We start from the raw sequence: 8,857 nt of genomic DNA, 5'->3' as shown, positions 1-8,857 counted from the left end.
GTCGGCTTTGGTTTTGAATACAACCACGATATCTACGGTGCGTTTGTTAAATACAGCCAAGAAGATAAAACTGGCACGCAATCAAGCAGCCTTGTCGCCTCAAATCTAATGAACTTCGGTTTGCCAATTGACTCACGTACTCAACAAGTCAACGCCGGTGTTAATTTGTCAGGGGATAATTGGACAACGCAATTAAGCTACCTTGGCAGTTACTATGAAAACAATATCAACAATATTAGTTTCAATAGCTACAGTGACAATGCACTCGTCACAACGCCAGATAATCAAGCACAGCAAGTGGCATTGTCAGGCCAATATCAATTTGATCGCACCATAATGAGTGGTCGTGTGGTTGCTGGCCGTATGGAACAAAATATTGATTTTGTTAATGTATCGGGAGTGCCAATACAAAGTTGGGATGGTGATATAGAAACATTTGATAGTCATTTTGCAATGACATCGATGCTGACTAATCGCTTACGACTTGGTGGTAGTATTAACTACAGCAATCGCGATAATCAAAGTCCTACAGCACAATTTTTACGTTATCGCGTCAATAATTTCACCGGTGCGTTAAATCAAAGACTGCCTCAAGACATCACTAAAACCACCTACAAAATAAACAGTAGCTACCACATTGCCAGTGGTTACCGTTTACTGGCCGGTGTTGACCGTAAAGAAGTAGAACGCAGCAATAGTGATCGTGAAAAAACCCATGATGACAGCGTATGGATGAAGTTAAACGTCAATGCATTTGACAGCTTTAACGCCAAAGTAAAATTACAACACGCCAATCGCAGCGGTTCAAAATATCAAGCTTATCAATATACGTTGCCAGGCAATAATCCACTTTTACGTAAGTACTATCTTGCTGATCGCAGCCGTAATGCCGTTGAATTCACCTTAGGTCAGGCTCCTGCCTCTTGGGTAAATATGGATCTGAGCACCCGTTACGCTAAAGATGATTACAGCCATACTCAAATTGGTTTAAAAGATTCAATTGAATACGCTTATAACATGAACATCAACCTTGATTTAAGTAAACACATCAACGGTTATGTCTCTGGTGGCCAACAATGGATTTATTCAAACCAAGGTGGCAGTCAAAGTTTCACCACCATGGATTGGAAAACCCATACGGAAGATCAGTTCATTAATGCCGGTGCGGGTGTGAGTTACTCAGGCTTAATGCAAGATAAACTAACCCTTGGTCTTGATTACCTATTTAGTCATTCAAATAGTGATGTCGATGTGATCAGTTATACCCCGCAAACAGCAGGTGATTACTATTCAGATACTCACAATGCCAGTGCATATGCCAATTACACTATTAGCCCTCAAATGGCCGTTAAGTTGACTTATCGCTATGAACGTTATGTTGATACCGATAGCGCCCAAGTGGGAATTAATGATATTGCGGGTATGACAACGCTTGGTGATATCAATCATAACTACAACGCTCACCAAGTAATGGTGTCGTTTAATTACAAATTACGTTAATAACGGTTAACTCCATTTTATTAATGTATTTTGTCTCACTACAGTGAGATATAAACGTATATTGACCCGCTAATACTTAATTTATTATTTATTATCGGATCAATATGTATTTTTCAAGACATTCTTTCAATATTAATGATTGTAAGAATTGGAGATGAACATGAACAAAAAATTTATATTACGTACATTGGTTCTGGCAAGTATAGGGACATTTGCATTAGCCGGTTGTAACAATGACAAAAATGAAATTAAAGTACCTACTTCAACGTCGACTACAGCATCAAGCACTCATGTTATTAATGAAGTAGTAAAAGCAACTGAAACAAAAACTGACGAAACGAAAGTTACTGAAACGAAAACTGACGAAACAAAAGTTGCTGAAACGAAAACTGACTTAGCAATTACTGCAACTGAAATAACGGCAAAAATTTCTAACCCAATTATTGATGAAAACTTAATCTTAAGTTTTGATATTGATGTTGCAGATGAAAATGGCCAACACGTTACAGGTTTAAAAACGGCAGATATTGGCGGCATTGCTTTAGGACGTATTGGCAGCACCAATGATGTTCCTTCTATGGGTGCCACACAAGACACTAAAATTTGGCTAAGCTATTTTAATGGCGCTGATAAATATAATGCAAACGTCTCTGGCGGTTACAATAAATTTAAAGGTGAATCATGTGCTGACGAATCATGTTTAATTGATAATGGTGACGGTACTTACCACGTGACATTAAAAGATCACCCAATTACCACCGCACCATTTAAATTCAAATATGATGAGAACAAAGTCACTGGTATTTACTTAAGCTTGTCACCTAAAAATGACAAAGATGCCACTGTTATTGCTAACTCGTTCTATTACTGGACACCAAGTACTGGTAAAGAAGCTGCTAACCCTAAAACAGTCGTGGAAAACCCAGCCGCTAAATGTAACTCATGCCATCAAGGCAATCACCGTCACAGCGGTAAACACTTAAGTTCTCAAGCGTGTAGTTTCTGTCACACCGCTTATTCAAAAGGGGTGTATAAGGCTGATAAAGACACTAACTTAGTCAGCTCAATGTATGTTGCTGATTTAGTTCACGCCAATCACATCTCGTTCGCTACCAACTGTCAAAGTTGTCATACTGCAGATAAAACAAATGCAGACTCTGACGTCAACTTATGGCACAAAACGGCTAATAATGAGGTTTGTACGAGCTGTCATAGCAACAAACTAAATAGTCAATATACTGGTTTCGAAACTAACCATATTGATCAAGCTACTGGCAAAATAAAAAGAGAAGCTTGTACAAGCTGTCACACTCCAACATCAACTTGGGCGCCTGCTATTCCACATCAACCTAAGTAACGATATGTAGTTGCAAGTCATTATGGTTAGTTTACAGCTAATACCGTGACAGCCAACATACAATATATTTATAACAGCTCCTATTTAGGAGCTGTTTTTATATAATACTTAAAAACAAACGCCCGCCAAAAATAACAAGCAGCAATATAAAATAGATAAACAGCAATCCAATAGCAGAAACAGAAACCGTTCTAACCCCAAATCAGATACAAACCATTATCATCCACACGAAAGAAATAACATCACCATCAATTTAAACCAACAAAAACCAAAACATTAAACAATATAAAAATAAAGAAAACCATATCAAACCTGACTACAAAAACTTAAATCAACCATATTCGCTAGCATATAAAATGCCAAAAAATATGGTAAAACAATTATCAACCAACAAAGTTGAATTTAAATATTTTATATTCAAAACCAATCATTAACCTTGAAAACAAATAATACTAACATTTGCTTGAATAATATTTTTTAAGTGACAAACATCACCCTACAAATAAACAGCATTAACTAATATTAATTAATGTGAGAGGTTACAAATAATAACCAAAACAATAAATATTAATAATAAATACGTTATGAGATCGCATTTTAAATTAAAAGCCGGGACTAATATTATCTAGAATAAAAATAATCTAATCGTATTGATAAACGGAGACTGAAATGGGAATAAATAGACGTAACTTCCTAAAAGGTTCAACGGCATTTGCTGTTAGTGCCAGTGTAGTTGGCTGTTCTAATGATGATAATGACCCAATCAAATTAGCAGAAAAACCCATCGTTGAACCGACAACGATAACCCCCCCCGTTAAAGAAAAAGTCGATAAAACAGTCTTCCACACCACATGCCCTCGTAACTGTGGTGACCGTTGCAGCCTCATGGTGACAGTCGAAAATGATGTTGCAACGTCAATTACAGGTTTAGACACCCACCCTATTACAGCGGGCACCCCGTGTGTAAAAGGCCACGCCTATTTACAGTCGGTATATAGCCCAGATCGCATAAAAACCCCAATGAAACGTGTTGGCCCTAAAGGCCCTGGCGCTAAATTTGAACCTATTACTTGGGATGAAGCAAACAAAGCGATTGCAGCGGGTTTAAAAGAGGCCATTGCAAAAAGTAAAAATGGCGGTAACGGCGTATTACAATATTCATACTCAGGCTATAACGGTGTCGGCGCGGGTATTGGTGCAAACCGTTTCTTCAACAAAATTGGTTCTCGTTTACTCGAACGTAATATTTGTGCCAGCGCAGGTTACGCCGGAATGAGCTCAGTATTAGGCACATTCGATGGCCCCAGCCCAGAAGATTATGCCAATACTAAATGCTTTGTCTCATGGGGAACGAATGAGCAAGCAACCAATATTCACCAATTAAAAATAATCAATAAAGCGCGTGATAATGGTGCAAAAATATTAGTCGTTAACCCAGCACGGACACCATTAGCCTCTCAAGCTGACGTGTGGTTACGCCCTCGCCCAGGAACCGATGCCACATTAGTGATTGGTATTGCTAAATGCATTATCGAACAAGGTCTAGAAGATAAAGACTTCATTAAACAAAACACCCAAGATTACGACGCTTACCTTGCGCGTTTAGCCGAGTTTACTCATGAGCAAATTGAAAAAGCAACCGATGTAAAGAAAACCGATTACCAAGAATTTGCCCAACTTTATGCAAATGCAGAATGCTCAATAATGCGTATTGGCTATGGCATGCAACGTAACTTAAATGGTGGCCGTATGGTACGGGCCATTCCTACTTTAGCAGCCATTACCGGCAACATTGGTAAAAAAGGGGCAGGTGTTGTTTATCTAAATACTCAAGCTGGCGGTTTAATGGATTGGGGATACATTGGCGCGGGCAACCTCACACCGAAAGACGCGGTACGCGACACGGTGAGTATGAATGAGTTAGGTAAAAACTTATTACCGATTGACTATGTTCATCCCGATGGCAAAACCAAAGGACCACTATCAAAAGGTAAACCGAGCGAGCCAATTAATGCCGTCATCATTTACCAAAGTAACCCAATGGTCATTGCCCCCAATACTGAACTAGTCAGAAAAGGCTTGGAACGTGACGATATTTTCTTAGTCGGCATTGATTTGTTCCAAACAGATACCATGGATTACGTTGACTACTTACTCCCTACCTCTAGCTTTATTGAACAAGAAAATATTGCAGATAGTTATCATGGCTACTTCTGTAATCACAGCAGCAAAGCAATTGAATATCTACATGACTCTAAGCCTGATATTGAAATTTTCCAAGGCTTAGGCCGTGCAATGGGCTTTAGCGACCCTGAGTTTAGTGAATCAATTAATGACATCATGAAAAAAGCATGGAAAGGCAATATTTCATACGATGAGTTAGTCAAAAAACACTATGACCAACCCAAAGTGGAATACCCATTTTTAAGCAGTTTAAAATTCAATACACCTAGTGGCAAAATTGAATTTAAAGATGTCAGTAATAAACACTTTGACTCAACACTATTTAACCCAGTTATTGATACTGGCACGCCAGAAACGGATGATGTTGACCATAAAGGGATGACAGATGCTGAAAAAGGTCGCGCATTCCGCTTACTCAGCCCAGCGCACCCTAAGAAAAATAACTCTCAATGGGCGAACGTTAAATATATCGAAGGCACTTATCCATCCCACAGTGTGTATATCAACCCCGCAGATAGCAGCAAACTTGGCGTACAAGATGGCGACAAAGTCGAAATGACTGCCACACGATATAACAACGAAAAAGTCAGTATCCAATATGACGTTATCATCAGTGAAATGAGCGCGCCGGGGTCAGTATTTGTTTGGAAAAATGCATGGCGCAAACTCAATGAAAACGGCAGCTCAACGGCAGTAAACATGCTCACCAACAACGAATTGTCTGATATGAACAGCAACTCAACGTTTATGTCGACTCGTGTTGATATTAAAGCGCTTTAAGTAAACAAATTTAGATAGGATAACAATCAATGAAAAAACAATTAGCCTTTGTTTATCGACAAGAAAATTGCGTTGGATGTGAAGCTTGTACTGTAGCTTGCCAAGTAGGGCATGATCTTGATGAAGATATGAAATTTAGACACGTTACAGCTATCGAAACAGCCAATGCTCGCGGCCAAAATGTGGAAACGTTTTTAAGTACCGCTTGTAACCACTGCGTAGACCCTATTTGCGTTAAAAACTGTCCTGTAAAAGCAATGACAAAACGTGAAAAAGACGGCATCGTGTTTGTGGATCAAGAAAAATGTATTGGTTGCGGAACATGTGTTCGTTCATGCCCTTACCATGTGCCACAGATTGACAAAAACATCGGTAAATCAACTAAGTGCGATATGTGTAAAGACCGTTTAGATGAAGGTGAACAACCATTTTGTGTTAGAGGTTGTCCAGTACAAGTACTTGAAATTAAAGACATGTCAGAAGCTGAAGGGCTGGGTAGTCACAGTGGTGTTGGCTTTAAAAGCGAAAGCACCAACCCAAGTACCATCTTTATTAATAAACGTTAGTCATTAATGTGTTCACAGCGATGAGTTAAATGGATTTTTCTCATCGTTTTTAAGCACATCCCCCGTATGATGCCCCTTTTTCAGTTAATCAGTAAACCATGATGAGTCGATGATAAAAATGGCCACTTACCTCCCCTCATTTAAGCGAGATAAACAACCAAGGTGATGACAATGTCGGTATTACACAATGTGACGCAACGTTTCCATGCCATGGAAATATCACCAAAAATAGAAGCCGCTCTCAAACAATGCCCTGAGTATCAAACAGCACATATTGCCCCTGAAAAAACGGTAAAAATAGCCAACCTTATTGTTATTTTGAGCTTGAAAAATGGTCATATTCATCACGTGGACAACACCCCCATTGAACGCGCTTTATTGATCAATTGTGCCTATGAGAGTTTTTCAGCGTTAATTCATCAATACTTTGAGAATAACCATTTATCTCAATGCGAATATTTACTCATCGCTTTCGCTCGGCGTTTAGCACAGCATGAAGCAGATAACAGCCAATCCCCTGAGATGCAGCATTATTCACAACTGGTTCTTACATTGGCAAAACAGTGGGATAAAGTCATCAAAAAACAGCGCCAACAATGGTTAAAAATGGTCAGTTAAACCGAGTTTACTTTCGCAGAAACTGCTACCGTGCCCTTAACTCCCAATGAAAATGGTTAAGTTAACACGTAGTAGCCCCACATAATGTTAACCTCACTGGAGACCGGCTTGCTGAGACATAAAAAATGGGATACAAACTAAATAATTATTAAAATACAATGGCTTGAATTAGATAATAACAAGCAAATAAACAAGATGGTATTGAGTTCACACACTTTTGAGGCGGCGCTAATGATGACATTGCCGTTCCCTCAATTTAATCGCATCAAACAATGTAAATGCAATCATTGCCATTGTGACTAGTTAAGCTGAAAAAATATGATTAAAAAGAATGAAGAAATAGTTGCCGCACTCAATGTGCTAGCTGAAATATTTTATAACCGTCCAACCATGGCACAAGTACAAAAATTAATTGAATCGGGTGTATTTGAATATTGGCCACAATGGCCTAATTCAACTAAAGATGACAGTCATTTAAAGGTGTTGGCGAAATTAAAGCATCAATTAAGTATTAATAGTATTGAAGACATCGACAATGATTTCTTACAATTATTTATCTCTCCAAAAGCTAAAAAAGCCTACCCTTGGGGGTCGGTTTATACGAGTAAAGTGAATCGCTTACATGGTGAAACAACCCGTGCTTACGTTGAATTTTGCAAGCAACAACAGTTAACGTTTTCATCAGCACAAACAGAACCATTAGACCATTTCGGATTAATGTTGCCAGCCTTATCCGTTTGCCTTGAACAAAATATTGCGAACGGAAAAGCCGCTGAAGAATTATTAGCAGTGCACTTACTGCCGTGGGCTCGACGTTTTTTAGAATGTGTATCAATATTTTCCACCAGCGACTACTACAATCACGTCGCAACACTCACTACATTGCTATTTGATCACTTAGAGTCGCGCTTATCACAGCCTGTTATCAGCATTCGTTTATATAAGTAACCATATTCGTTGTCTGCACGCCAAAGACTAAAAAAGAGCGATAATCGCTCTTTTTTTATTTAATCACGCTCATTATGACGAGGTTTCAAGATACCAAATTTTATTGATATACCAGATTTTTTCACCTTCAGGTGTCACGACTAACGCTTCATCATCCACCTGCTTTTTCAGTAGTGCACGCGCCATCGGTGAGTCGATAGAAATGTAATTTTTACGACCAAAAATTTCATCATAACCCACAACCCGAAACTGTAACTGCTCGCCATCATCATTTTCAATTTCCACCCACGCGCCAAAAAACACACGGCCTTCTTGTTCAGGCGCATAATCGACAACTTTAGTGTTTTCAATGCTTTTGCGTAAATAACGCACTCTGCGGTCGATTTCTCGTAACCGTTTTTTATTATATTGATAGTCCGCATTTTCACTGCGATCACCAAGACTGGCCGCCCAAGCGACTTTTTTAGTAATTTCAGGACGTTCTTCACGCCATAAAAAATCTAATTCTTTTTTTAGTTTAGTAAACCCTTCACGGGTCACAATAGCCGTTCTCATGGAAGATGCATTTCACTTAAACAATGACACATATTTGGCAATATAACACAGATAGTCACTGCAATATTAGCCCCAAAAAACTCACTCACCCGATGTAAAAAACCGGCAGCTAAACAACAGATTCCACACCGCTAAAGATAACCCGTTCAACCAATGGCTCAGCGTTGATTTAAAGCTAAATTTAACGCTAACCACAACCAATAAAGACCAGTTCACCTTCACTAATATCGTTCGCACTGGCAACAAAATGGCAATGCCATCGCGCATGTATTTGCTTGAATACGTGCAAAAGAATAACGTCAATGACAAATCACCCTATACTCATAAGTTATTAATCTGGCAAATAACA

7 protein-coding genes are annotated in these 8,857 nt (G+C 38.9%); 6 read left to right on the top strand and 1 reads right to left on the bottom strand.

Going from position 1 to position 8,857, the window contains the following annotated elements:
* From G3R48_RS16400 to G3R48_RS16375, 6 genes are all read left to right on the top strand, one after another.
* A partial coding sequence (locus G3R48_RS16400) for an MtrB/PioB family decaheme-associated outer membrane protein (RefSeq protein ID WP_212593405.1) occupies positions 1–1,500 on the top strand: 1,500 nt, incomplete at its 5' end.
* 160 nt (positions 1,501–1,660) lie between these two features.
* Entirely contained in the window at positions 1,661–2,857 is a 1,197-nt protein-coding gene (locus G3R48_RS16395) for a multiheme c-type cytochrome (protein WP_153666185.1), read from the top strand.
* A gap of 669 nt (positions 2,858–3,526) precedes the next feature.
* Entirely contained in the window at positions 3,527–5,821 is a 2,295-nt protein-coding gene (locus tag G3R48_RS16390; protein ID WP_153666186.1) for a molybdopterin-containing oxidoreductase family protein, read from the top strand.
* Positions 5,822–5,850: 29 nt separating this feature from the next.
* On the top strand, positions 5,851–6,387 hold the full coding sequence (locus G3R48_RS16385) for a 4Fe-4S dicluster domain-containing protein (RefSeq protein WP_153666219.1): 537 nt from the start codon (positions 5,851–5,853) through the stop codon (positions 6,385–6,387).
* 171 nt (positions 6,388–6,558) lie between these two features.
* Positions 6,559–7,005, top strand: coding sequence for a hypothetical protein (locus G3R48_RS16380; RefSeq protein ID WP_153666187.1), 447 nt, complete (start codon positions 6,559–6,561; stop codon positions 7,003–7,005).
* A 318-nt stretch (positions 7,006–7,323) separates the two neighbouring features.
* On the top strand, positions 7,324–7,953 hold the full coding sequence (locus G3R48_RS16375; protein ID WP_153666188.1) for a TorD/DmsD family molecular chaperone: 630 nt from the start codon (positions 7,324–7,326) through the stop codon (positions 7,951–7,953).
* 72 nt (positions 7,954–8,025) lie between these two features.
* On the opposite strand, the gene greB is transcribed toward G3R48_RS16375, so the two are convergent.
* A complete protein-coding gene (greB, locus tag G3R48_RS16370; protein ID WP_153666189.1) occupies positions 8,026–8,508 on the bottom strand; it encodes a transcription elongation factor GreB in 483 nt (160 codons plus the stop codon).
* Positions 8,509–8,857: the final 349 nt, after the last annotated feature.

Origin of the sequence: Shewanella intestini (genome assembly GCF_018221465.1) — a bacterium.
Lineage (GTDB): Bacteria > Pseudomonadota > Gammaproteobacteria > Enterobacterales > Shewanellaceae > Shewanella > Shewanella intestini.
Note: the sequence above shows the minus strand (reverse complement) of the source record. Positions and strands in the feature narration are given on the sequence as shown.

Excerpts from the sequence above, each read along its gene's own strand:
- G3R48_RS16390 (WP_153666186.1), top strand. The coding sequence starts at position 3,527 with ATGGGAATAAATAGACGTAACTTCCTAAAAGGTTCAACGGCATTTGCT.
- G3R48_RS16385 (WP_153666219.1), top strand. The coding sequence starts at position 5,851 with ATGAAAAAACAATTAGCCTTTGTTTATCGACAAGAAAATTGCGTTGGA.
- G3R48_RS16380 (WP_153666187.1), top strand. The coding sequence starts at position 6,559 with ATGTCGGTATTACACAATGTGACGCAACGTTTCCATGCCATGGAAATA.
- G3R48_RS16395 (WP_153666185.1), top strand. The coding sequence starts at position 1,661 with ATGAACAAAAAATTTATATTACGTACATTGGTTCTGGCAAGTATAGGG.
- G3R48_RS16375 (WP_153666188.1), top strand. The coding sequence starts at position 7,324 with ATGATTAAAAAGAATGAAGAAATAGTTGCCGCACTCAATGTGCTAGCT.
- greB (WP_153666189.1), bottom strand. The coding sequence starts at position 8,508 with ATGAGAACGGCTATTGTGACCCGTGAAGGGTTTACTAAACTAAAAAAA.